We start from the raw sequence: 24,935 nt of genomic DNA on the forward strand, positions 1-24,935 counted from the left end.
GTCAGCCAACAATAAAAAGGTGAATACATGAAAAAACTACTAACCATCACATCATTAGTTTTAGTTTCTGGAAGTGTGTTCGCAGGAAGCGACTTAGGTAATACGGAAATTAGGACATCAGCTTTCGACTCGAAGCAACAAGCTTATGAAGCTGGGTACGATCTAGTAAAGGACCTGAAAGCAATGCCACATGGTGAACTTGCTCACGAGTTAAAACTTAATGGCCATGATACGGAATTTAATAGTATTGAACTAAATAACACAGAAATTGTGGTTCAGGAACTTGCTGAAAAACAAGGCGTTATTAAATACCGTGCTGTTGTTGACGTAAATTATCAATATGACGCGAAAGATAGTTAATATCACAACGGTCTTTATATATCGAGATGCGTTAATCTGAATTGGTTATCTAACCGTAGCAATCGGAGCAAACTATTTTGCTAATGATAATACACATCGTTTTTTGTTGTATTGTCACTACTGTTGGGTTGCTTAACTTTTTAGTAAGTATGCACCGTAAGTAAGTTGGAGTCCGTTGAAGTACTTGGCTTAACACCAACATATTTGTATGTACGGTGAGGGGATATCCCCAAAAGGAAACAATGAGGTGAAATCATGAAAAAACTAGCATTTATTACAGCATCATTAGTTATGTCTACTGCCGCTATGGCAACTACTACGAGTTTGGTAGGTGATGCCGATTTCCGTACAGAAGGTTTTAATACTAAAGAGCAAGCGTATGAAGCTGGCTTCAAAATGGTAAATGATTTGAAATCTACCCCTTCTACCGATTTAGTGTATAAGCTTCGCGTCAACGAAAATAACCTTCTCCGTAATTCTATCGAGGTTCAAGATACTCAAGTCACTGTAGAGGAGTTCGCTGAGAATAGCGGCAGCATCATGTATCGTGCGGTAATTGATGTCGATTACTCTTATAAAGAGCGCTCATAAGTTCGGCGTTGAACGAGAAAGCCACCGCAATTGCGGTGGCTTTTTAGTTTTAGCGTTGTAGAGCTATATTAGTGGTCGTGTGCTGCACCCGCACCTTTCGGATAGCGGATTGACTCAACCATATCTTGTACTTCTTTCGGCACTTCAGCGGTGAACTTGTTAACGATGATAGAAACCGTGAAGTTCAAACACATACCTAGCGTACCGATACCTTCTGGGCTGATTCCGAATAACCAGTTATCAGGTGTATTTGCTGCTGGGTTTACAAACTTGAAGTAGATGATGTAAGCAGCAGTGAACAAGATACCTGAAAGCATACCTGCGATCGCACCTTCTTTATTCATCTTCTTATAGAAGATACCTAAGATAATCGCAGGGAAGAAGGAAGCCGCTGCTAAGCCGAAGGCGAACGCTACTACCTGAGCCACGAACCCTGGTGGGTTGATACCTAGGTAACCTGCACCTATTACGGCGAGTGCGGCGCCTATCCGGGCATACATCAATTCTTGCTTATCGGTCATGTCGGGCTTAAACCCTTTCTTGAGCAAGTCGTGCGAGACGGCCGTTGAGATAACAAGCAGTAGACCTGCTGCGGTAGAAAGTGCGGCGGCAAGACCACCAGCAGCCAGTAATGCAACTACCCAGTTTGGTAATTGAGCAAGCTCTGGAGAAGCCAATACGATGATGTCACGGTTAATCTTCATCTCATTGCGTTCATCGCCTGAGTAGAACATTCTGCCGTCACCGTTCTTATCTTCCCAACCTACTAGACCAGTGCTTTCCCAGTTTTTGTACCAGCTTGGTGCTTCAGCTGCTGCGACACCTTTCATGTCTGGACCGTTGATCGTGTCAATCATGTTAACGCGAGCGAAGGCTGCTACTGCAGGCGCAGTGGTATAAAGTAGTGAGATAAAGACAAGTGCCCAACCTGCTGAGATACGTGCATCTTTTACGCGAGGTACTGTGAAAAAGCGAATAATAACGTGAGGTAGACCCGCAGTACCGACCATTAGAGCTGCACAGATAAAGAAGACGTCGACCATACTCTTCGAGCCATCGGTATAGGCGGTAAAGCCAAGCTCTTGAGTCAAGCCATCAAGTTTATCAAGTAAGTAGGTTTCAGAGCCCGAGATAGTTGAGCCAAAACCCACTTGTGGGAAGACTGAGCCTGTCATCATGAGTGAAGTAAATACGGCTGGTACTAAGAATGCAAAGATTAACACACAGTATTGCGCCACCTGAGTATACGTGATGCCTTTCATCCCACCCATTACCGCGTAGAAGAAGACGATCGCCATACCGATAACGATACCAAGGTTAATGTCTACTTCTAAAAAGCGTGAGAATACAACACCAACGCCACGCATCTGTCCTGCCACGTAAGTGAAAGAAACGAAAATTGCGCAGAATACTGCTACCATACGTGCCGTTTTAGAGTAGTAACGATCACCGATAAAGTCAGGCACGGTAAATTTACCGAACTTACGTAGGTATGGTGCTAGACATAGAGCAAGTAGAACATAACCACCTGTCCAACCCATTAGATACACCGCACCATCGTAACCGATGAATGAGATAATACCTGCCATTGAGATAAATGATGCTGCCGACATCCAGTCAGCTGCCGTAGCCATACCGTTAGCTACAGGGTGAACACCACCGCCAGCGACATAAAATTCACTTGTTGAACCTGCGCGTGCCCAAATAGCGATACCGATATAGAGCGCGAAGGTGATACCAACAAGAATAAACGTCCAAGTTTGAATATCCATTAGTGTGCCTCTTAGTCTTCCTGTACGTTATATTTCTTGTCGAGAGCGTTCATACGAGCGACATAAACAAAAATCAGTGCAACAAAGGTGTAGATTGAACCTTGTTGTGCAAACCAGAAGCCCAGTTTAAATCCGCCAAACTGAATAGCGTTAAGTGCGTCAACAAACAGGATTCCTGCGCCGTAAGATACGATGAACCAAACGGCTAATAGGGATCCCATGATTCCTAGATTTTCCTTCCAATAGGCTTGAGCTTGTTCTGATGATTCGAACGCCATGGCCTTCTCCTTTTGTGTGGTGTTAACGTATTGTTACGTTTTATAAGGTAGCAGGCTAAGGGCGATAACTCAGTGCAACTTTAGTCGACAGAAGAAAATGATTAAGAATATATAAAACAAGGATTTGCTGATTTTTGGCGTAAAAAGTGTGATGTTAATTTGATGTTAAATTAGCCAAAGGTCTAACGTTTATCGATAAGATTGGAAATAAAAGTAGTTGAATGAGGTAGGAATTTATTGCAAATACTGCATGAAATCCCCTTCAGAGCGCATAAGAACTGGCTCTAAAGGGAGTAGTGAAGCGAGTAGAGGTGCGGGAAAAAGCTAGCTGTCAGATTCCATTTGCTGCAATAGAATCACCGCTTGAGTACGATTCTTTACACCAAGTTTTCTAAATATCGCCGTCATATGTGCTTTGATTGTAGCTTCAGAGACATTCAAATCATAAGCAATTTGCTTGTTCAGTAAACCATCAGACAACATGCCTAATACTTTGTATTGTTGTGGAGTAAGTGTCGCCAGCTTTTCCGCAAGGTCGTTATTCTCAGCACTATCAATCAATAGTTCAGCAGGGAAATAAGGTTCTCCGTTCAACACCTGATTCAAAGCATTAATCAGTTCACGCATGTCACTGGATTTAGGAATAAAGCCAAAAGCACCATGCGTTTTAGCTTGAGACACGATACTGGGCTCTTCACTAGCAGAGATAACGACGACCGGAATATCCGGATAGTCAGCTCGTAGGTGAATTAGTCCTGACATGCCATTGGCTCCTGGCATTTTAAGATCAAGCAAGATCAAATCTGGTTCATCATTCTTGGCAAGCAATCCAAGTAGCGAATCCAAGGAATCAGCTTCTAGTAGATTGGCACCACTTATCGCCATGTGCACTGATTGGAAAAGTGCATTCCTAAAGAGTGGGTGATCATCAGCGATAATAATGGTGTAGCTGGGTTCCATAACATCTCAACTTTTTACGAAAGTGTTAATTTATATTATTAATTCAGACGGCTCTTTGAACAAATGAATCAATGCAAAACTCTGATGAGAATCGAATTTTTATTGTCTATCATGGGCTCAAAGTATCAATCAGCTGGTTTTTACGAAGATGTTGCAAAAAGTCCTCAGCAGGAACAAAGCCTGTTAGACGAGCGGAGGACACCGGATTGCCTTTTGCATCCCAAAATTCAATCGTAGGGAGTCCAAGCACATCCATCTGTTTAAGCAACTCAATATCTTGGGGTTGGTTTTTAGTGACGTCAGCTTGAAGTAACACAAACTGAGACAACACGGGTTCAACCGAGGCATCATGGAAGGTGTACTTCTCGAACTCTTTACACGCCACACACCAGTCGGCATAGAAGTCCAGCATAACGGGTTTTCCGGCTTGTTTTGCTTTGGCGAGTTCCTCATTGAGCTCTTGCACATTATTAATCTGGATGAAACTGACAGTGACTTCGCTGCTCACATTATTGCTGGTGGAGCCAAACCAATGGTTCAGCAAAGGTTGTGCTGAAGCAAATAAACCTAGGATGGCCAGTATCCCAACACAGCTTTGTTTCCAACCGCCGAAGGGCAGTGCGTTTTTCTGATGATAAAGCCAACCAAAGGCAGAGATGCCCAGTACTGACCAAAGCACGGTACTCCAAAACTCAGGCAGTAGTCTTTCAAGTAGAAAGATTGGCGCTGCGAGTAAGACAAAACCAAACAGTATTTTAACTCGTTCCATCCAATTACCCGCTTTAGGCAGCAGTTTATTTCCAAATACCGCGGCAGCCATAAGAGGGATACCCATACCTAGGGCAAGAGCATAAAGCGCAATACCGCCAGTCAGTAAATCTCCACTTTGTGCTACATACAACAACGCTCCTGATAACGGAGCCGTAGTACAAGGAGAACAGACTAAACCTGAGATAGCTCCCATGGCGAAAACACCAAATAAGTTGCCACCTTGCTGCTTATTGCTGAGATTATTGAGCCAAGTTTGCAGTCCGCTTGGGAGCTGTAGGGTATACAAACCAAACATAGATAATGATAACGCGACAAACAAAGTACTGAGGCCGATCAACACATACGGATGCTGCATCGCGGCTTGAAACTGCATACCAGCAGAGGCGACGACTAGTCCCAGCAGTGTGTAAGTTAACGCCATACCTTGTACATATACGAGGGATAATACCAGTGCTTGTTTATGGCTGCGTTTACCTCCGCCCAACACGATGCTGGTTAGGATAGGGTACATAGGTAGCACACAAGGCGTGAAGGCAAGCCCTATGCCTAATAGTAAGAATAATGCAGGCGTCCACCAGTTTTGAGCCAGTTTATCAGTCAGCTCACTATCTCGAGTTTTCGAGGGGGTGGTGCTAGCAGTATCCGCAGCTGTTGCTTTAATGTCATTCGCGTTATCGAGAGGAGTTGCACTGTCAAAGTCGAATGGACTGATGTCTATGACACGTGTTTCTGGTGGATAACAGAAGCCTGCTTTTGCACAGCCTTGGTACTGCACAATGAGCTTGGCTCCAGTCTGATATTGACTCAATGGCACTTCGACAAAAAGGGGTTCTGTGTAGATATTGACGTCACCAAAAAATTCATCTTTATACGGTGTTCCGTCTTCCATCTTGATGCTGCCAATAGCGACATTTTCACCACTGATTGCAATGCGCTCTTGATAGAGGTAATAGTCCTCTTTGACCTGCCAATCGATGAACACTTTATTACCTTGTTGGTAGAAGTTCATAGGGAAAGCTTCATCAACAGGGACAAAAGTATTGGCGGTATTTGGAGCGAAAGCTGGTGCATTATTGGAGTTGCCAAATAGCGCCCAGCTCGGGGTAGAGAAGGCAATAGCGAAAAGTAAGATGAACGGAGACAATATTCGGTACATACAAGCCAAGTAAACGCGATCGTGAATAAGTTGAGGTTATATTAACTTAGGACAGGAAGATAGGCTGTTTTGTTTCAACTCAGACAAAAAAAGAGCCGCGTATCAACGCAGCTCTCATTTTTTAGAATAGCCTAAGGTTAGCCAATCAAAATGCCGCCAAAGGCAAAGCCTAGTGCAACTGCTGTTGCGATAGTTGCCACACCAGGAATGAAGAATGGGTGGTTAAAGACTAGATTACCAATTCTCGTTGAACCTGTGTCATCCATTTCTACCGCCGCCAATAAGGTTGGGTACGTTGGAAGAACGAATAGTGCACTAACCGCTGCAAATGAGGCAACAGCTGTGAGAGGAGCAACTCCAATCGCCAATGCTGCTGGCATAAGTGCAACTGTCGTTGCGCCTTGAGAATAAAGCAGCATAGAAGCAAAGAACAGTACTAGGGCTAGCATCCATGGGTAGTCAGCAAGTAGCGCGCCTGCAAACTCTTTGATGCCGTCTACGTGTGCGTTAACGAATGTTGAGCCTAACCATGCAACACCTAGTACGCACACACATGCTGTCATGCCTGAGCGGAAGGTGGCTGCTGAAGGAATTTTAGACGCATCGATCTTAGTAGTTAGCGTGATGATGGCTGCCGCTGCTAACATCACCGTCATAATTGCTTCGTTACGTCCAAGTGCAGGGTCTTCAATCAAACCAATAGAGCCGGAGATAGCCGCTGCGTAACAAACAACGAAGGCAATCGCACCTAGGAAGATGTAGGTTGCTTTCTTCGCTGTCGGTAGGATCTCACGTTTTTGAGCAGTGTTTAGTTTGATAAGACCTTGAGCCAAGCGCTCTTGATAAACCGGATCATCTTTAAGCTCACTACCCATAAAGTTGGCAACAAACGCACCGACCATACAAGCGATAAAGGTGGTTGGGATACAAACCGCAAGAAGTGTTAAGTAATCAACGCCCATTGGCGCTAGCATAGCTGCAAAAGCGACAACTGCGGCTGAGATTGGAGACGCTGTAATCGCGATTTGGGAAGCGACAACGGCGATTGAAAGCGGGCGAGATGGACGAACACCCTGACCTTTTGCCACTTCGGCAATTACAGGTAGTGTAGAGAACGCGGTATGACCTGTACCAGCCATGAGTGTCATCAAGAAAGTTACAATTGGAGCGTAAAAGGTAATCCTTTCTGGATGTTTGCGAAGAAAATCTTCAGCAACTTGTACTAACCAGTCCATGCCACCAGCAACTTGCATTGCGGCAATCGCAGTAATGACCGACATGATAATTAGAATAACATCCACCGGGATGTAAGCTTGGCTTGTCGGTACGCCTAAGACTAAAGATAGGGCAATAACACCCGCACCACCCGCTAAACCAATTCCAATACCGCCTATACGTGCACCTAAATAGATAAATAGCAGTACGACGGCCAGTTCTATAGCAACCATAGCAATTCCTCGCATTATATCTTTGGGTCATTTGTGTAAATGACGGAAGATATTTGTTTATGTCGTGTTATTTGAATTTTATAAAGTCTTTAATTTGGCAAAGTAACAACTAAAAAGGCTCCCCAAAAGGAGAGCCTTAACAGCAGTATTACTCGTAGCGTTTCGCTTTATACTGAGGTTTCATCAGATTGTCTACTGAGAATATGTCATCGAGCTCTTCTTCTGAAAGTAGCCCTCTCTCAAGCACTACTTCACGAACACTCTTACCAGTTTCAGCACAAATCTTACCCACAATGTCGCCTTCGTGGTGACCAATATAAGGATTTAGGTAAGTCACAATACCAATAGAGTTAAAGACATAGCCCTCACAGACTTCTTTATTAACGGTGATGCCATCTACACATTTATCACGAAGGTTAATGCAGGCATTCTTTAGAATATCGAGAGACTCAAACATGCTTTGTGCGATGACTGGCTCCATCACGTTAAGCTGAAGCTGTCCACCTTCTGCTGCAAATGAGATAGTGTTGTCATTACCAAGTACTTTGAAGCACACTTGGTTAACCACCTCAGGCACTACAGGGTTTACTTTAGCTGGCATAATGGATGAACCAGCTTGAAGCTCAGGTAGGTTCAGCTCGTTCAAGCCTGTACGTGGGCCTGAAGACAACAAACGAAGATCATTACAGATCTTAGATAGCTTAACCGCCAAGCGTTTTAGAGCGCCGTGTGTCATTACATAAGCGCCACAATCTGACGTTGCTTCAATCAAATCTTCAGCTGGAACACATTCTAGTCCAGTGACTTCAGTTAGGTGTTTAACGGCTAACTCTTGATAACCTTCTGCAGCGTTTAGGCCTGTACCGATGGCTGTTGCGCCTAGGTTTACTTCAAGCAGTAACTTAGAGGTGTAGTCTAGGTTACGAATTTCTTCGTTCAAAGTGACGGCCCAAGCATGGAATTCTTGGCCCACAGTCATAGGAACGGCATCTTGTAGCTGGGTACGGCCCATTTTTAGAATCGTAGAGAACTCTTGGCTCTTGTCTTCAAATGAACCTTTTAGATACTCGATAGCATCAATGAGTTTACGAACACTGTTGTAAACCGCGATGCGGAACCCTGTTGGGTACGCACAGTTGGTAGACTGGCTCTTATTTACATGGTCATTAGGGTTGATGAACTCATATTGACCCTTTTCTTTACCCATCAGCTCTAGCGCAACGTTAGCAATGACTTCGTTGGTGTTCATGTTGACAGAAGTGCCTGCGCCGCCTTGGAACACGTCAGATGGGAATTGGTCCATGCACTTGCCAGTTTCCAAAATAACATCACATGCTTGAATAATGAATTGCGCGATGTCTTTTGGAATGACGCCTAGTTCTCTGTTGGCTAATGCGGCTGCTTTCTTGGTCATTACCATACCGCGAACAAAGTCGGGTACATCAGAAATGGTAACGTTGGAGATATTAAAGTTTTCGATAGCGCGCAGCGTGTGAATGCCATAATAAGCATCCGCCGGGACATGACGTTGGCCTAATAGATCTTCTTCAATACGAGTGGCTTGAGTTGCTACAGGATTAGCGTGTGTGGTTGTAGCCATATTTTGGATCCTTAGATTATTGTTCTGCGTTGATTACAGTATATTTGCCAAATCTGTTTTAAGAATCCATTCGCCAGAATAATTGGCTAGTTATTACGTCCTGACTTATGGGGTACATATTACTCAAAGTAGCACATAAAAATAGTATCCAGATCACCTTTTTCACCGAAAGTTTGCACAACGTTGCGTAACGAGTCGGAGATGCGATAACCATCAAAAAAATTCATGAATTTATTGTTCAAATTTATACTTTGTAAAACTAAATCTGTGCTTTATACAGGTGAAATTGAGCATTTTATTTGTGGTTTGGTTCTAGGTCAGCGTAAACTGACATCAAACCAAGGAGGACGTTGTGTTTCCGATATTATTATTACTGTTTATTTTTGTACCAATTATCGAAATTGGGTTGTTTATTCAAGTCGGTGGTTTCCTAGGATTGTGGCCAACAATCGGGTTAGTTTTACTAACGGCTTTTGTGGGTGCGTCTTTAGTAAGAAGCCAAGGTTTGCAAACGCTAATGTCGGTGCAAACGCGACTTCAGCAAGGTGAAATGCCTGCACAACAAATTGTTGAAGGTGTCATGCTAGCGGTATCGGGTGTCCTATTGCTTACCCCTGGCTTTATGACGGATGCACTTGGCATGTTAGTCCTATTACCGGCACCGCGTGCGGCGATAGCGAAATATTTGATGAGTAAAATGGTAGTGAAAACCATGTCTAACGGAGCGTTTCACCAAGGCGGCTTCCAAGGTCATGATCCTTTCCAACAAAATCCTTTCGACAAGCACCAAGATGGCAATACTTTTGAAGGTGAATACGAGCGTAAGGATGACGATGATCGTAATAAGTTAAACTAACGTGATATTCAAACGTTTCAAGCTCACCAAGCGTCGTTGGAACAACATATTAATTATCGCCATCTCGGCGTTTATGTTGTTGATGGCGGCGCCAAATCTCATTAAGCAGTATCTTATTGAGCAAGATGTCGAGCCTCAGGTTTTAACTGGGTTGGTGCTGGATCCAAATGCCAGTCCAATTGAAATTAACTACGCAGGCATACAGTTTTATCTTGATGACGAGACTTGGCATGCCATTCCTGAAAAATGGACGTCAGACGCAGCTAGTGTCATTCAGCGTTGGCGAGCCATTCAGGGGACTCCTGTGGATGAGAAGACCTACGCCAAACTAAAACCTGTATTGGAAAACCCAATGACGGTGGAGGTGTGGTATCAAGAGAAAGAAGAGCCTCAACGTATTACGGCCTATCAGCTTGAAAAATTCTGGCTGCTGAATACCTACGACGAAAATTGGGTTGCAGTCAGCTTTGAAGCCAGTAGTCTAATACCTACCGAATCCAATCAATAAAGGGCTCTTATGCCAGAGTTACCTGAAGTAGAAGTGTCTCGTCTTGGGATCAGTCCACACTTATTGGATGAGACCATTAAAGAAATTGTGGTGCGCCAAAGACAATTGCGCTGGTTGATCCCACAAGAAATTCATCAGCTACATGGGCAAGCGATTACGTCGATTCGTCGTCGAGCTAAATATTTGCTGATAGATACCGACAAAGGAACGGCAATTGTTCACCTTGGTATGTCGGGAAGTTTACGTGTTCTTGATAACCCACCTGAAGCGGAGAAACACGATCACGTTGATTTGGTTTTGAGTAACGGTAAAGTGATGCGTTACAACGATCCACGTCGCTTTGGGGCTTGGCTTTGGTGTGCGCCTGGAGAGTCCCATGAACTCCTTGCTAATTGTGGTCCTGAGCCATTGACGGAAGAGTTTTGTGCCGATTGGATGTTGGAGAAAGCAAGAAACAAACGTGTGGCGGTAAAAACCTTCATTATGAACAACGCCAATGTTGTGGGGGTAGGCAATATCTACGCTTGTGAGTCCTTGTTTAGCGCTGGAATACACCCAACAACACCCGCTTATAAAGTGACTTTGACTCAGTGGCAGTTACTCGTTTCAGAAATAAAGCGTGTTTTAGCACAAGCGATCACTCAAGGTGGTACGACGTTAAAAGATTTTTCTCAATCGGATGGTAAGCCAGGGTACTTCGCTCAAGAGTTGCAAGTCTATGGACGAGCTAACGAACCTTGCCATCAGTGCGGAGAACCAATAGAACAAATGAAAATCGGGCAGAGAAACACCTTTTTTTGTTCCCATTGTCAGCAGTAATATTGTGTCTTGTATTCAAACAAAAGCGCTTGCCGAGGCAAGCGCTTTTGTTTTTGATTGATGTTTGGCGACTAGATATTGTCGTAGATACGAATACCGTCACGTTGGGTTTCGAGAAGGTATAGGTTCCACATATACTGCTCAGGTTTATCTCGTAGCAAATCTTCAATCGCTTTATTCATCGCCCGTGCATCTTGCTCCTCATCACCCGTAGGGAAGTTGTCGATAGCAGGCAGAATATGCACTTCGTATTTGCTGGTTTTGTCGTTATAGGCAGGCAGGACGGGTACTACTTTCGCTCGCGATAATCGAGACATTTTGCCAAAGCCTTTTAATGTGGCTTTTTCAGTAGCAAAGAAAGGCACAAATACTGAGTTTTGTGGACCATGATCCTCATCAGGCAGCCAATATCCGATATACCCATCTTTAATAGAGCGTACGAATGGTTTCACTCCAGCACTACGAGCAAAGATACGACCACCATATTGCATACGCTGAACATGCATCAGCCAGTCACCAATAGGGTTGTTTTGTGGCTTCATGATCGTTGCGACTTTGTAACCTTGCGCAGCGAGCATCACCGCCGGGTAATCAACAGCCCATGCGTGTGGTGCTAAGATAATCACATTCTCACCAGCATCTAATAAAGGCATCAGATTTTCTTCACCGATCATAACGCCACGCTGCTGGTTGTGTTTAGTTGAGCGAATCAAAAACTCTGAATACCCCAACAAGTATTGACCTGCTTTAGCAAACGTCTCTTCGACAATATGCTGGATCTCTTGCTCGGACTTTTCTGGAAAACACTTTTGTAGATTGAGGCGAGTACGCCTGACTACACGACCATTTTTGCCGACGATAATACCAGAGATGTATCGGGCAAATTTATCGCGTGGTTTAGCGGGTACAAAAGCCAGTAAAACAGCAAAGAGAATACCGAGCCAAGTTCCCCAGTGTTTTGGGTGTAAGAATGCCCATTGGAATGTAGGATTGTAGAGGTTCTTATCTACGTGTTGTTGATTACTCATTCATTACCTTTGAGCTTATTGATACCTTGAGTCTGTAAGAGTTTTATCTGGCAGCGATTTGAACCGTTTGTGCATCCACAACCATTGCTCTGGCGCACGTAGGATAATTTGCTCAACATACTTATTCATGTAAGCGGCTGCGGCAGTCTCATCTTTCTTAGGGTAGTCGCCTTCTATGGATTCAGCCGCGATGATTTCATATTTGCCTTCGCTAGTTCTAAACCCTGACCCAGGAACAATGGCACACTTACTGGTGTAAGCTAGAATACTGGTTCCTGTTGTTGTGCAGGCGTCTTTGACCGCAAATAGTGGAACAAACACTGACTTATTGTGACCATAATCCTGATCAGGTAAATAGAACAAACGATGGCCTTGACGCATAACGCGGATCATCGACTTCAGGTCAGTTCGATAGATCAGTTTATTACCATTACGTGTTCTTCCACGGTATTGAATGAACTCATACGCAGGGTTACTGTGAGGACGATAAGCTCCGTAACCAGGAAGCCCTAATACTGCGAAAGCTCGAGCGGTAATTTCGAGATTTAACGCATGTACACAACACAGCAGTACACCTTTACCTTCAGCTTCATGCTTTTCAAGCGCACTGATATCTTTTGCAACCAAAATACGCTTGAAGCGCCATGTTGGCCAAAACCAAGTAATTCCTGTTTCAATCAGAGCCATACCGGAGTTTTTAAAGTTCTCTTCAACAAAACGATCAAGCTCTTGCTCATTCATCTCAGGAAAAGCGAGCTCAAGGTTTCGCCGAGCGACTTTCGCTCTTTTCTTGCCATAGCGCATCCCAAATTTGCCCAAACCTCGGCCTAACTTGAAGAGGAGTGAATAAGGAAGCAAATTTACAATCAGCGCCAGTAGACCAAACCCGAACCATACTCCCCAATATTTAGGATGAAGTAACGACAAGGTAAAGTCTGGCTTTTTATCTGTTTTCATTCGGTTTACTGCAATTGTAGTTTGAGTAACGCCCAGTATTCATCAAACGTGGACGTTGGCGTGTATTTAAAGTCAGAGCGAACAAAGCGGTTTAAGCTACCTTCAACTTGACCAAGCAGTTGTGCTGCTAGGATTTTATCATCAACGGGGAAGCTTTTACCTTCGCGAATTTTGCGCTCACGAAGGATTTGACGTAAAGATGTCTCAATTCTTTCATAAAGCTGATTAATTCGGTCGCGTAATCGTTCATTCTCAAACATTAGAGCATGACCAGAAAGAATGCGACTTAATCCTGGGTTGCGTTCGGAGAAAACGAGAATCAATTGAAGCACCAGACGAATACGTGTCAGAGTGTCTTTTTCTTCATCGAGAATGCGGTTAATTCGAGACATTAAAGATTCTTCAATAAACTCGATAAGCCCTTCGAACATACGGGCTTTGCTGGGAAAATGACGATAGAGGGCTGCTTCAGACACCCCAACTTGCTTGGCAAGCTTTGCGGTGGTGATGCGAGATGTTCCTTCATTAGACTCAAGCATTTGAGCGAGTGCTTGAAGGATTTCCTCTTTTCTATTCGACTTTTTCGTAGCGGACATAAATCCTTTTCCTTTTGATTACTGCATGCCAATTTCAGCACGATATCGCCCATAAGTAGATCTGTTAGTGTACCTAAGCGGCTTATAACTACACAGTTCAACGTGGTAAATGGTTGAACTGTGTAACAATCTCTGTTTTGGAGAGTACATTAACGGAAAGGCACTCTGTGATAAGCAGTTTGCCTATGAGTAACACAAACAGCCTGTGCCACCTTGTCTCATTAGATTTATGCTAGCTGCTCTGAGATAGCTTCCAAAATGGCGTGACTTAACTCAGTTTTCATTGCGCTGCCTAATGACTTGCTACCGCCTTGCCAATATACGGTAATCGCATTTGAGTCACTGTTAAAGCCTTGACCAGCGATAGATACATCATTTGCACAAATCATATCCAGATTCTTACGTTGTAGCTTATCTAAGGCGTACGCCTCGACATTTTGTGTTTCAGCGGCAAAGCCTACAGTAAAAGGACGTGACGCCGATAACGATGCCACTGAGGCAATGATGTCAGGATTCTTCACCATAGTGATATGCATATCATCGTTATCTGCAGTTTTCTTGATTTTTTGAGCGGCAATATCGACAGGGCGATAGTCGGCTACAGCAGCGCAGCCAATGAAAATATCGTGATGGGTGGCATTGGCTATAGCCGCTTGATGCATCTCTTCGGCACTGACAACGTTAATGCGCTTTACTCCATTTGGCGTTTGGAGAGAAACTGGACCTGAAATCAACGTAACCTCAGCACCGAGCTGCTGTGCTGCTTGAGCCAAAGCGAAGCCCATTTTTCCAGAGCTGTGGTTAGAAATATAACGGACAGGGTCGATAGCCTCACGAGTTGGGCCTGCGGTGATCACAACCGACTTGCCTGACAATGTCTTAGGACCAAAGAACTGCTCACATTTCTCGACCAATTGCATTGGTTCAAGCATGCGTCCTGGGCCAACGTCACCACAGGCTTGTTCACCAGCGGCAGGTCCCCAGATCATCATTTCTCGACGTGCGAGTGTGGCGATGTTTTCTTGGGTTGCTACGTTAAGGTACATTTGTTGATTCATTGCCGGTGATACGGCAACAGGAGCATCGGTAGCCAGAACCAGCGTTGACAGTAAGTCATTTCCCATACCCGCTGACATTCTAGCAATAAGGTCGGCAGTTGCTGGGGCTAGAAGAACAAGGTCAGCCCACTTAGCTAATTCAATATGACCCATGGAAGCTTCGGCAGCAGGGTCGAGTAAACTATCGGAGACTGGTCTGCCGGAGACGGCTTGCATGGTGAGAGGGGTAATGAACTCTTTGGCCGCTTTCGTCATGACGACTTGCACTTCTGCGCCGCGCTCGATGAGTCGACGCGTTAGCTCTGCACATTTGTAGGCTGCGATACCACCGCTAATGCCCAATAGTATTTTCTTTCCAGCTAATGTTTGCATAACCAGCTCCTTAAATTTTTCTGCGGCTAAGATAGCAAATGCGTTGATGTCCCGCCACTTTCAAGGGGCTTACCTGCAAAACTGCTGTTTGATAAACCGCGCAGTTACATACTAACGAGTATTGATTCGCAGCTTACTTGTTGCCACCTGTCTATTTAATGCTAACTAAGTAATAAAGCAGAGACCTAAGTTCTACTTTAACTATCCATCATGGTTCTAAAACATCTCCCTAGTGAATCATTACCTCGAGAGAAGCTGCTAAATAGAGGCAGTCATGCTCTGAGTGATGCTGAGCTGCTTGCCATTTTTCTGCGTACTGGAACAAAAGGCATGAATGTCGTGCAACTGGCAGATGCTTTGTTGTCAGATTTCGGTTCCTTAAGATCTCTGTTTACTGCTAGTCAGGAGGCATTTTGTCAACGTAAGGGGTTGGGGCTGGCAAAATACGTTCAGTTGCAAGCTGTGTTGGAAATGAGCCAGCGCTATTTATGTGAGACCATACAGCGAGGAGATAGTTTAAATAGTCCAGAGCAGACTAAACACTATTTAATGAGTGTGCTGCGAGATAGGCATAGAGAAGCTTTCTATGTTCTGTTCTTAGACAACCAGAATCGTGTCATTGCCGATGAAATAATGTTTGAAGGTACGATAGATGCTGCGTCTGTTTATCCTAGGGAAGTGGTAAAGCGCGCTCTGCATCATAATGCGGCGGCTTTAATCCTTGCTCATAATCTTGTCGGGTAATAATTTTGGTGACAAAGGTGGGTGTGTGCGTAGCACCCCAGCAGTGAAGCCACTTTCAAACAACCCTCCCCAAGTTAGTTTCTGTCAACGGTGACAAACGCGACTCAAAAGCACTTCAGGTTGTGTGGTGTCAAATATGGCTAGTTGGTAACGCGAGTAATGAGACCCGTGAAAGCAAATTTTGTTGACGAAAAACACCGCTTATTGTCCATCGTTATCCACACGTGGACAATGAATTGACCATCCTCAATTTCGAGTTACGTGCCCTGTCAGCACACCTTTGGACAAAAACGTGCTAGTGTTAACAGTCAAAATAACTCTATAAAATAGCTCTCCGACTTTGAACCGATTTCCCTTGAATAATATGGATAGAATCAGCGCAAAAATAAATCGCAAACACACCTATTGGAAGTTGTTGGCTTTGAATGGAGCTACATATTACATTTACTACCCATATTTCACTGATAGACACTACACTCAATTAGAGTTTTCGATAGCATCATTTGATTTATTTAGCATTTCTGCCTACGTTCACCAAACGCTAGGCAGAAATACTTCTAGCTCTAATATTGACGATTCATTATTGTGTTTTTACCTTAAAAAATATTGAGTACAAGAGTGGCACTACACCCAAGGTTAAAATGGTAGACACTAGTAGCCCAAAGATAATTGCAATTGCCATTGGCTCCCACATAACCCCTCCTCCGAACCACAACGGGATCATACCGACGATGGTTGTAACTGTCGTCAGCAATATAGGTATCATTCTTCGTTTTGCTGCTTCAATGATCGCTTCATAAGCACTGAGGCCATTTGCAGATTGCTCGAAGTCGATACGGTCTATCAAGACAATAGCATTGTTAATGACGATTCCAGCAAGAGATATCACGCCTAGTATGGTCATAAAACCAAGGTAAGAGCCTGTTAAATTCAATCCTATACATACCCCTATCAGACCTAATGGTATGGTCAATAAAATAATGGATGCTTTGCGAATAGAATTGAACTGACCAACAAGTAGAAACAATATTATGCCAAAGCCAATAGGCAGTTTCTCAAGAATAGACTTGTTGGCCTCACCAGAGCTTTGCGCTACTCCACCAAGTTCCCAACGATAACCAACAGGCCAGCTTTTTGAGATATTTTCTAAAAATGGCACCAATTGTCGGTTAACTTCTATAGGTGTAACACCAGACTCCAGACCAGCCGCTACCGTAACCGCTTTTAGTCGATCACGCCTTGGGATAAGTGAAGGTACCCAAGCAATTTGGGTATCAACGATTTCTGCCAGAGGCAGCGACCTATTGTCAGCCGAAATAATGTTGGTACTGGTCGGCCTTTCAATACTATTTTGAACTCGGGTGCTAGCTCTCATCACAATAGGAATGATATCTTCACCTTCACGATATTCTGATACCGTTAAACCACTGGTTGCGGCTTGTAAACTAAGCGCGACATCGGTATTTGATACTCCATGCCGAAGTGCTTCGGCTTCATCAATATTGACGATAAACTTAGTGCTTCGAAGCCCCCAATCATCGGTCACACCTTTGACACCATCCGTCCCATTAAGCTCAGATTTAACCTGTTCTGCTATCTCCATCAATGTCTGAGTGTCCTTACCCAGAATACGAACTTCTATCGGGTTACTGATTGCAGCTCCATTTTGAAGTTTTTGGGCCTTGTAGCTTACGTCAGGAAATCGAGTGAACAGATAATGCTCAATATCGTTCATCACGCCATCTACGGCCTCACTATCATCAGTGTTAATAATAAACATCGCGTAGTTTGGGCTGGCTGGTTTAGATGAATGAGATAGAACATATCGAGGACCACCGTTACCAATAAACACCGACCAATTTTTAAGTCCTTTAGGATTATCCCCTTTTTCTGTCAGACTGTTAAGGTGCTCACCAAATGTATCAACCACCCTTTCTGTTTCTGATATTGGCGCGAAGATTGGGAGCTCAATTTCAACCTTAAATGTTGGATCTTCAGCAGGGGGGAAGAAGATGACTGGAACATACCTAAAGCAAAAAATCGCAGCAATAAACAAAGTCGCAATGACGACAAGTGAAATCGCCCTATAGCGCAGAATCTTTGAGAGAAACACCAGATAATAACTCTCAATTGTGCTCATTACTCCTTTCTCATCTTTCTTAATCTCTGCCGGCTTTTTAGTGCCTATGTCTTTAATGAAATAACAGAACATCGGGATCATGGTAATAGAGAGTAGCCATGAAATGAGCAAAGTAATTGTAACTACGGTAAAAAGTGGCGCGGTATATTCCCCCGTAGTGGACTCTGCAAGATAGATAGGTAAAAAGGCCGCTGATGTAGTAAGTGAAGAAGTAAGTAATGAAACTCTTAGTTCCTTTGCCGCATTAACACTCGCATCCCATGGAGACTCGCCATTTTTCCTTCTGGCCAGAATGTTCTCCGCCATGACAATAGAGTTATCGACTAACATTCCAAGTGCAATCATCAAAGCAGCTAGCGACACCTGATCCATTCCTATGCCAGCCCAATACATGACAGCTATACTGGTTGCAATAGTAAAAGGAATAAGACTGGATACAATGACGCCTATCTTCATACCAAGACTAAGCAACATAACAACAATTACGACGACAACAGCCTGCCCCAAGCTACTAATAAAACCATCAATGGTGTTGTTAACTAGCTCTGGTTGAAACGCGACGACTTCAAATTCCACTCCCCAAGGGTAGATCTGGTAGAATTGCTTGATCAATAACTCTACTTCCTCTCCCATTTCAATAATATTGCCGCCTTCAATCATCGACAGAGCAATAGCAATACTGTTTTTGCCATTGGTCTTAGTCATGCTAGTTGGCTCTTTAAAGTCACGATAAACTTTAGCCAAGTTCTCAAGCGGCACGACTTCGTGACTATTCGGGATAGGAATATAGGTTTTTTGTAACGCTCGAACGGAATCTAAGTCGCCAGTTGGTTCAATCATGACATCTTGCTTGCCATTACTCCACTTTCCACCTGAAAGGATAATGTTCTTCTCTGTCAAAAACTGAGAGATGTATGAAGGGGATATGCGTAAAGACTGCAATCGACTATTGTCATACTCGATAACAATTTCTTCTTTCTGCAAACCATATAAATTGGCTTTAGCTACGGAGGGTATTCGAAGCAGTTCATCCTGCGCTTGCTCGGCGATCTCTTGCAGCTCAATTTGGGAGTAGCCTTCTGCGGTAACAGACAAGACGATACCAAAGACATCACCAAACTCATCGTTTACGACGGAAGGTCCGGCGCCATTAGGTAGTTGGGCTTGTACTGCATCAACTTTCCTGCGCAAACTATCCCAAACAGGGCGTAGCTCTTTATAACTGTCTTTAATATCAACGGTTACGATAGACACACCGAACTTAGACAGACTCGATACCGTATCAAGTTCAGGCATTTCCTGAACAGCAGTTTCAATCTTGTCTGTCACTAATTGCTCAACTCGTTCTGAAGAGGCCCCAGGAAAAGAAGTGATAATTTGTGCAGTTCGAATTGGAAACCCCGGGTCCTGCGCTCGTGGGATATTGATAAATCCATATAACCCAGCAAACAAGCAAAACACCAAAATGACAGAGACAAAACGCTGCTTACGGATGGCTAGACCTGTGATGTCCATTACTTCGCCTCACTTAGCTTTGTGACTTTGAGTCCATCATAAATTTGACTCACTCCAGCCGTCACCACCACTTCTTGACCACCTAATCCATTGAGAACTTCTATATATCCATGGCTAAAACGTCCAATATTGACATCTAACTGTTTAACAACACCATTGTTATTATCGGCTTCTTCATAAACATAGAGATAATTGCCACCTTGTCGTTCGTTAACTGCACTCATCGGCACCCAGTAATGGCCTTCAGGCGCGTTCAATGATCTCAATGCAATCACTTCCGCAGCCACCCCTTCTTGGAATTCGGGGTTCTCCTCTACCAAAGTAACCTTAACGAAGTAGAGACCATTTTCATCTGAGGTAATCCCTATTTCAGTCACTCTCCCCTGAACCGTTTTATTGATGCTTCCTTTAAGCGCGACTTTGACGTTTTCGCCAATATTAAAATCCTTTACCGCCGTATCAGGTATGGTTGCGGTGACTTCAATAGCACTACCACAGCTTAAATCAGCAATAGGTTGACCGGAGCTTACATTTTCGTTTTCCCGGACATAGGATTGCGTCACCTTACAACCTGCTATTGGTGATGATAGCTTGGTGTAACTAATCTGTTGTTCCGCCAACTCCACGCTTTTTCTAGCTTGTTTTACCCGCGCAATATCCGCTTTGCTTTCGGCCTGACCGAGTTCAAAATCTTTTTTCGAGACGACGTGTTTTTTATACAATTCAGTAAGTCTAGTCAGGTTACTTTTGCTTGTTACTGCCTTAGTCTCCGCACGGACAAGTTGCGCTTTTGCCTGCTCAAGATTCAATTGCATATCTTTGTCATCAAGAGCAGCTATTGGGTCTTTTTCACTCAAAACTTCACCGATAACAGCATCTATTTGTCTTACCTGACCAGAAATGCGAAAGCTTAATGTAAAGTTTTCCGACGATTCTGTTGTACCCGCGTAGCGGCTCTCGGCTAACGGTAGTTCAGCAACCGGATGTGTCACTCTGACTGGGCGAAGTGGCTCTTCATGATTTACTGGTACGTCATCCGTACAGCCAGTAAGGACAGAAGCAAATAGGGCAACTAAAGCAGCACAGTTTTTATTCATAATAATATCAATTACTAACTAGGAAACTATACCGAAGTGTATGGCAAACAACCTAAACATGATACATGCACGTTGTGTGTTTTTCCCAAAATTGACAATAGTTCACAACGCCAGCAAAAGCGTGTTTTGAATCAATTAGTTAAGATGTAAGCAACTAATAATTAATCAACTCATTGGAGTTTTTGCTCTCACTACTGACAGAAACTGACACTCCTCTCCGTTACCATTATTTCGACCTCAACGACATGACTAAAAGAAGTTGCTCTCCTTGGTTGGACACTGTGAACGAATCATTAAAAGGACAGACAATCTGTACTGACAATAATTGGAAGAGGCTCCGACTGCTGCTGAACAATTGAAGCAAATGAACACTACCAGCGAGCGATGTCACTTATCAATTTTAAATCGGTAGCTATTGATCACCAAGAGATTAAAATGAATGGGGATTTCTTAAGTTAATGTGGATAGAACTTGGTATGAGCAAATCGGAACGACTTTTTGGCCTACTGACGTTACTGCGTTCTAAACGCTACGCCGTTACTGCGGCTGAGCTCGCAAAAATAATGGAGGTAAGTGAGCGGACTATCTACCGCGATATACAGTCCCTGCAAAATTCCGGTGTTCCCATTCAGGGAGAGACCGGAGTAGGTTATATGCTACAAGCTGGTTCACACCTGCCTCCTTTGATGCTGACAGAGCAAGAGATGGTAGCGTTTGAACTGGGTATGCGCATGGTTCGAGCTTGGTCAGACGAAGAACTTGCAAAAGCTGCTCAAAGTGCGTCAACCAAAATACAGTCAGTGTTGCCGGACAGAGTAAAGAAGCAAATCGAGTCTTTCCCGATGGTCGTTGCTGATAATCATATCCCGTCTGATATCGCCAAGCGGGGGCAGTTACTAAGGCATGCAATTGATAAGCAAAATAAAGTTTCCGTGCAGTACATAACTGAAGATGGCCTTGTGACTGAACGCGTACTGCAGCCATTAGGGCAGATATTCTGGGGAAACAACTGGACATTAGTGGCATGGTGCGAACAGAGTGATGATTATCGCCACTTTCATCTCGATCGAATCGAACAATTGGCGGTTCTTGAAGATGCATTCAGTCTGACAGAGTCTAAATCTTTGCCGCATTGTCTTTCATTGTGCGTCAATAGCCATTTGGTTTAAGCATATTTATCCCACTGTACTTGCAGCGTACGCCATTGTGATGGGACATTGTTTTTCAACAATAATTTAGCTTGTTTAAATTGAAGTGCCGGAGTGAAGACACACTCCGTAAGACACCGGAGGACATTATGACGGAGAACGTACTTTCTGAAGTGCCAGCTCAACCCAAGCTCGGTTTTATTATGTTTGCTGTGTTAGGGCTGCTGGGCGCTCTGACTCCAATGGCAATCAACATGTATCTTTCTGCAATGCCTGATATAGCAAGTGATCTGGGAAGTACAGCCAGTGACGTGCAGCTAACGCTGACTGTATATTTGGCTGGTTTTGCTATAGGTCAGATGTTGTACGGGCCATTGGCCGACAGTTTTGGCCGCAGGCCTGTATTATTGACAGGTGTGCTTTTCTTTGCGATAGCAGCGGCTCTAAGTGCTGTTGCAACTGAAATTGAATCACTGATGTATATTCGTTTTATTCAGGGAGTCGCCGGAGCCGCAGCTCAGGTCATCATACTGGCTATTATCCGGGATATGTTTGAACGGGAAGATTTTGCACGTGTTATGTCTTTTGTCACTTTGGTGATCACCGTAGCACCATTAACTTCTCCATCAATAGGGGGCTACCTGGCAATATGGTTTGGCTGGCGTTCAATATTTTGGACTTTGGCTATTTTGGCAACTGTGGGAATCGTTCTTACCCTGTGGCGAATTCCTGAAACACTAAGTACTGATAATCGCCAACCTTTACACGTAGGAAGAACAGTTCGTAACTATATTGACTTATTTAAAAATCCGTCTGCTATGGGGCTAATATGGTCAGGTGCATTCTCATTTGCAGGTATGTTCGCCTTCTTGACCGCTGGGGCCTTTGTATATATCGATATATTTGGAGTGAAACCAGAACAGTTTGGCTATTTGGTTGGCCTTAACATTATCGCCATGTTCATTATTACAACCATTAATGGTCGGCTGGTAAAAAAACTGGGCACTCACACTATGCTCAAATTGGGACTATGGACTCAGCTTACAGCAGGTATTGGATTGGTGTTAGTTTGGGCACTTAATTTAGGTCTTTGGAGTACGGTGATTTTTGTCGCACTGTTTATTGGTACACTCTCTGCCATCAACAGTAACACAATGGCTATTTTGCTAAGTGGGTACCCCTCTATGGCGGGAACCGCCACTTCGCTTGCGGGAACGATGCGTTTTGGTACAGGGGCTCTGGTCGGGGCCGTGGTTGCTTTGTTACCAAACAATGAAATATGGCCCATGATTTTTAGCATGGCTGCATGTGGAACGCTATCGATAGGGTTCTATTGGGTTCTAGGACGAAAAGCATGATTTTATCATCCGAAGATAGAACTGTTTTATTTAAATAGAAAATCTCAATCTGAATATTGAGTGTCTTCATACAATGTTATTAATTTCATAGTGCTATAACAGACAAACTTTACGTTTAATAAAGCACGTTACAAGCAACAAATATAGGAACTTATTATGATCCGATTAGTATTTATGACCGATGACAGCAACATGATTGGCTGCAAAGACCCACAGGATATGCAAAACAGGGTAGCAAAATGGCCACAAGGTAAAGACTTTGAAGCAGAACTGGGCCGACTTTTCTACGGTGAACATATCGCAAGCGGAGGCATTACCTATCCAGCCTTTTACGCTAGTGAAGTTGAAGGCATGAACATCTATGTTCTATCTCTGGATGAAGATTTTGACCTAATGGGTAACAACAATGCGAAGGTTGTGACTGATTTTAAACAACTGGTTGAGAAATTCAGTAACAGTGATGAAACTCTGCTTGTTACAGGTGGTAAAACGACTTGGGAACTGTTCCTGCCATATGCTGACGAAATGGTTGTTGTCTACACGGACAACGTGTTGACTCCTGGCGATATTCTGTTTGACTCGTGGAGAGATGTCGCTAAAACAGAAGTCGATCGTGTATTCTGGGAAGGTGGCTCTACCATCACTTATAAAGTTGACAAATGATTCATCTGCTTTTATTTATCAACAAGCTCATGGAGGTTAATGATTAAGTTATGTCTGATTCATTAGTCTGTTGATGGATTTTATGGAGCCAGCAATTCCAACTGCTGGCTTTAAAAACAGAAAATCATTAAGGCTCTGCATTGTTTTTTACTTGTTATCTGCTCAGCTATAGAAGTAATCCAAAACACCGGTAACTTCTTCGGTCCTAACCCGCTTTAAGAAACAACTTGTTTCGCATTTTTGCAAGACCCTCTTGCAAAATTAGGTATTAAAGTTTGTCCAACAGGTTGTTGCACAAATTAATCTCATGATGGTTTCTTGCGTTCTAAACACTTCTTGGGGTACAGGTAAGTTATCACGCAAGTTGCGTGACGCAGCCTGCGTGATGGGTTTGTAACGCGAAATCGGGCACAGGCTTTTCAGAAGAAAAGCCTGTTGCAGCACCTGTCAGCAGTCTGTTTTCTCAGACAACCTCAGAGCGTCTTCTAGTTCAACGCCAAGGTATCGAATTGTGTTATCTAGCTTCGAATGTCCAAGTAAAATCTGTACGGCCCTGATGTTTTTCGTTCTGGCATATATTAACGTGGCTTTGGTGCGGCGCATGGAATGAGTGCCGTAATAGTCAGCATTCAGTCCCAGTTTTACAACCCAGTTCCTGATAATTGAACGATAGAATGAGTAGCTGATAGGTTGCCCAAAGCGTCGGCTACTCGGGAATAGAAAACTGCTTGCCTCTAGGGATGCTGCAAAAATCCATCGGCTAATACTTTGCTGTGTTCTCGGAGTAATCTCATAGTGGACATCGGTGCCAGTTTTTTGCTGGATGCACTGAACCCTTTCATAGATAACTCCTTGCGAAGAAACATCGTAAACGTGTAGCTTTAGTAAATCACTCGCTCTTAACTTGCTATCTATAGCTAGGTTCAGTAGTGCGAGCTGCATCAGATCATTTTCAATCTCCAGCCTAGTTCTGATCCGCCAGATCTCTTCAAGCTTAAATGGCCTTTTGATGCCACTGCATTTTCCAGAAGATAACTTTCTCATGATGACCTCCTCTCAGTGTTTTGGTCAACATGAAGTTTGGCAGTCAAGTTTAGTAGGGTTTAGGAAGCTCTGAAACGTCGGTGGACATAAACGAGT

21 protein-coding genes and 1 pseudogene are annotated in these 24,935 nt (G+C 43.8%); 9 read left to right on the top strand and 13 right to left on the bottom strand.

Annotated features, from left to right (window positions below):
- The first annotated feature begins 27 nt into the window (after window positions 1-27).
- Entirely contained in the window at window positions 28-360 is a 333-nt protein-coding gene (locus VME0621_RS22835; protein WP_062461675.1) for a DUF3316 domain-containing protein, read from the top strand.
- A 255-nt stretch (window positions 361-615) separates the two neighbouring features.
- Window positions 616-951, top strand: a complete 336-nt coding sequence (locus VME0621_RS22840; RefSeq protein ID WP_062461678.1) for a DUF3316 domain-containing protein — start codon at window positions 616-618, stop codon at window positions 949-951.
- Between the two features lie 68 nt (window positions 952-1,019).
- On the opposite strand, the gene VME0621_RS22845 is transcribed toward VME0621_RS22840, so the two are convergent.
- The 6 genes from VME0621_RS22845 to aspA all read right to left on the bottom strand — a co-directional run bounded on the left by VME0621_RS22845 (window position 1,020) and on the right by aspA (window position 8,936).
- Window positions 1,020-2,723 carry a sodium:solute symporter family protein gene (locus VME0621_RS22845; RefSeq protein WP_006075414.1) on the bottom strand — a complete coding sequence of 568 codons (1,704 nt, stop codon included), beginning with the start codon at window positions 2,721-2,723 and terminating at the stop codon, window positions 1,020-1,022.
- Window positions 2,724-2,734: 11 nt separating this feature from the next.
- Window positions 2,735-3,001: a DUF4212 domain-containing protein gene (locus VME0621_RS22850; protein WP_006075415.1), complete on the bottom strand. Its 267-nt coding sequence runs from the start codon at window positions 2,999-3,001 to the stop codon at window positions 2,735-2,737.
- A gap of 324 nt (window positions 3,002-3,325) precedes the next feature.
- On the bottom strand, window positions 3,326-3,961 hold the full coding sequence (locus VME0621_RS22855; RefSeq protein ID WP_038223850.1) for a response regulator transcription factor: 636 nt from the start codon (window positions 3,959-3,961) through the stop codon (window positions 3,326-3,328).
- A gap of 109 nt (window positions 3,962-4,070) precedes the next feature.
- Complete coding sequence (locus VME0621_RS22860; protein WP_062461681.1) at window positions 4,071-5,888, bottom strand: protein-disulfide reductase DsbD; 1,818 nt, start codon at window positions 5,886-5,888, stop codon at window positions 4,071-4,073.
- Between the two features lie 137 nt (window positions 5,889-6,025).
- Window positions 6,026-7,336, bottom strand: a complete 1,311-nt coding sequence (locus VME0621_RS22865) for an anaerobic C4-dicarboxylate transporter (RefSeq protein ID WP_038223846.1) — start codon at window positions 7,334-7,336, stop codon at window positions 6,026-6,028.
- A gap of 148 nt (window positions 7,337-7,484) precedes the next feature.
- Window positions 7,485-8,936 (bottom strand): aspartate ammonia-lyase, encoded by a 1,452-nt coding sequence (gene aspA / locus VME0621_RS22870; RefSeq protein WP_038223844.1) that lies wholly within the window; start codon window positions 8,934-8,936, stop codon window positions 7,485-7,487.
- Between the two features lie 352 nt (window positions 8,937-9,288).
- Between aspA and VME0621_RS22875 the strand changes: the two genes are divergently transcribed.
- Genes VME0621_RS22875 through mutM form a run of 3 tightly spaced genes read left to right on the top strand, consistent with a single transcriptional unit; the run spans window position 9,289 to window position 11,119 of the window.
- Complete coding sequence (locus VME0621_RS22875; protein ID WP_038223841.1) at window positions 9,289-9,792, top strand: FxsA family protein; 504 nt, start codon at window positions 9,289-9,291, stop codon at window positions 9,790-9,792.
- A 1-nt stretch (window position 9,793) separates the two neighbouring features.
- Complete coding sequence (locus VME0621_RS22880) at window positions 9,794-10,300, top strand: hypothetical protein (RefSeq protein WP_051647213.1); 507 nt, start codon at window positions 9,794-9,796, stop codon at window positions 10,298-10,300.
- A gap of 9 nt (window positions 10,301-10,309) precedes the next feature.
- Window positions 10,310-11,119: a bifunctional DNA-formamidopyrimidine glycosylase/DNA-(apurinic or apyrimidinic site) lyase gene (mutM, locus tag VME0621_RS22885; RefSeq protein WP_062461684.1), complete on the top strand. Its 810-nt coding sequence runs from the start codon at window positions 10,310-10,312 to the stop codon at window positions 11,117-11,119.
- A gap of 71 nt (window positions 11,120-11,190) precedes the next feature.
- Here mutM and lpxM read toward each other — a convergent pair whose 3' ends face one another.
- The 4 genes from lpxM to coaBC form a co-directional block, all read right to left on the bottom strand.
- Window positions 11,191-12,147 carry a lauroyl-Kdo(2)-lipid IV(A) myristoyltransferase gene (lpxM, locus tag VME0621_RS22890; protein WP_062461687.1) on the bottom strand — a complete coding sequence of 319 codons (957 nt, stop codon included), beginning with the start codon at window positions 12,145-12,147 and terminating at the stop codon, window positions 11,191-11,193.
- 15 nt (window positions 12,148-12,162) lie between these two features.
- The gene (locus tag VME0621_RS22895; RefSeq protein WP_031496960.1) at window positions 12,163-13,104 is read right to left on the bottom strand and encodes a Kdo(2)-lipid IV(A) acyltransferase; all 942 of its coding nucleotides are present in this window, start codon (window positions 13,102-13,104) and stop codon (window positions 12,163-12,165) included.
- A gap of 5 nt (window positions 13,105-13,109) precedes the next feature.
- Entirely contained in the window at window positions 13,110-13,700 is a 591-nt protein-coding gene (gene slmA / locus VME0621_RS22900) for a nucleoid occlusion factor SlmA (RefSeq protein WP_006075426.1), read from the bottom strand.
- A gap of 227 nt (window positions 13,701-13,927) precedes the next feature.
- On the bottom strand, window positions 13,928-15,130 hold the full coding sequence (gene coaBC / locus VME0621_RS22905) for a bifunctional phosphopantothenoylcysteine decarboxylase/phosphopantothenate--cysteine ligase CoaBC (RefSeq protein WP_062461690.1): 1,203 nt from the start codon (window positions 15,128-15,130) through the stop codon (window positions 13,928-13,930).
- A gap of 210 nt (window positions 15,131-15,340) precedes the next feature.
- Here coaBC and radC point away from each other — a divergent pair.
- A pseudogene (gene radC / locus VME0621_RS22910) lies at window positions 15,341-15,862 on the top strand (RadC family protein); the annotation flags it as partial.
- Between the two features lie 592 nt (window positions 15,863-16,454).
- Here the strand turns inward: radC and VME0621_RS22915 are convergent.
- Both VME0621_RS22915 and VME0621_RS22920 read right to left on the bottom strand, forming a co-directional pair.
- Entirely contained in the window at window positions 16,455-19,529 is a 3,075-nt protein-coding gene (locus VME0621_RS22915) for an efflux RND transporter permease subunit (RefSeq protein WP_062461694.1), read from the bottom strand.
- The gene (locus VME0621_RS22920) at window positions 19,529-20,626 is read right to left on the bottom strand and encodes an efflux RND transporter periplasmic adaptor subunit (protein WP_062461696.1); all 1,098 of its coding nucleotides are present in this window, start codon (window positions 20,624-20,626) and stop codon (window positions 19,529-19,531) included. The genes VME0621_RS22915 and VME0621_RS22920 overlap by 1 nt, the downstream gene beginning before the upstream one ends.
- A gap of 476 nt (window positions 20,627-21,102) precedes the next feature.
- On the opposite strand from VME0621_RS22920, the gene VME0621_RS22925 reads away from it, so the two are divergent.
- The 3 genes from VME0621_RS22925 to VME0621_RS22935 all read left to right on the top strand — a co-directional run bounded on the left by VME0621_RS22925 (window position 21,103) and on the right by VME0621_RS22935 (window position 23,795).
- On the top strand, window positions 21,103-21,795 hold the full coding sequence (locus tag VME0621_RS22925) for a helix-turn-helix transcriptional regulator (RefSeq protein WP_062461794.1): 693 nt from the start codon (window positions 21,103-21,105) through the stop codon (window positions 21,793-21,795).
- Window positions 21,796-21,923: 128 nt separating this feature from the next.
- Window positions 21,924-23,132 (top strand): Bcr/CflA family multidrug efflux MFS transporter, encoded by a 1,209-nt coding sequence (locus VME0621_RS22930; RefSeq protein WP_062461699.1) that lies wholly within the window; start codon window positions 21,924-21,926, stop codon window positions 23,130-23,132.
- Window positions 23,133-23,288: 156 nt separating this feature from the next.
- Entirely contained in the window at window positions 23,289-23,795 is a 507-nt protein-coding gene (locus tag VME0621_RS22935) for a dihydrofolate reductase (protein ID WP_062461702.1), read from the top strand.
- A 447-nt stretch (window positions 23,796-24,242) separates the two neighbouring features.
- Here VME0621_RS22935 and VME0621_RS22940 read toward each other — a convergent pair whose 3' ends face one another.
- A complete protein-coding gene (locus VME0621_RS22940; protein ID WP_062461704.1) occupies window positions 24,243-24,839 on the bottom strand; it encodes a tyrosine-type recombinase/integrase in 597 nt (198 codons plus the stop codon).
- Between the last annotated feature and the right edge of the window lie 96 nt (window positions 24,840-24,935).

This window comes from Vibrio mediterranei, assembly GCF_900088415.1.
Taxonomy (GTDB): domain Bacteria; phylum Pseudomonadota; class Gammaproteobacteria; order Enterobacterales; family Vibrionaceae; genus Vibrio; species Vibrio mediterranei.